This is a genomic window from Pseudoroseomonas cervicalis ATCC 49957 (genome assembly GCF_000164635.1).
Lineage (GTDB): Bacteria > Pseudomonadota > Alphaproteobacteria > Acetobacterales > Acetobacteraceae > Pseudoroseomonas > Pseudoroseomonas cervicalis.
On the sequence record NZ_GG771206.1, the window covers coordinates 1 to 626 of the forward strand.

Annotated in this window: 1 protein-coding gene; it reads right to left on the reverse strand. The window is 78.0% G+C overall.

Annotated elements, in window-relative coordinates; translation table 11 throughout:
* A partial coding sequence (gene opgC / locus HMPREF0731_RS22595; protein ID WP_007006600.1) for an OpgC domain-containing protein occupies window positions 1–505 on the reverse strand: 505 nt, incomplete at its 3' end.
* Between the last annotated feature and the right edge of the window lie 121 nt (window positions 506–626).

A 626-nucleotide genomic window follows, 5' to 3' on the forward strand; every position in this document is an offset into this window, starting at 1 on the left:
CGCGCGCCCAGCCCTGCAGGGGCGAATGCGCCACCACGTAGCACAGCGCCAGCGCGTGCAGCAGCCGCGGCAGGGAGAGGAAGGTCTTGTCCGGCACCACCAGCAGGGCGGGCAGCGGCAGGGTGGCGGGGTCGGGCAGGCCGGGCAGGTGCCGGGCGAAGGGGCTGGCCAGCAGCAGCAGCAGCGCCGCCCACCACGGGCCGGGCCGCCAGGGCAGGCCGCGCCCCAGGACGCGCCGGGCGCCGGTGGCGAAGCCGATCGCGAACAGGAACTGCCAGGAGAGCGGGTTGAAGAACCAGCCCTCCGCCGCGCCGGCCGCCGGCAGGTTGAGCCGCCCCAGTCCGGCGGCCAGCCACAGCGCCGCCGAGCCACCGAGCAGCGGCGCCAGCCAGCCCCGCGCCGCCGCCCCCAGCAGCAGCGGCAGCAGCGCCAGCAGCGCCAGATAGAGCGGCAGGATGTCGAGATAATGCGGCTGCAGGCCGAGCCCCAGCAGCGGCAGGGCCATCCCGGCCGGGGTCGGGCCAGCAGCGGGCCGAGGCCGAGCCGCGCGGCGAAGCCCGGCCGCGCCAGCGGCAGCAGCGCCAGCCCCAGCGCCAGGGCGGCGAGGCCGAGATGCGCGGCATAGA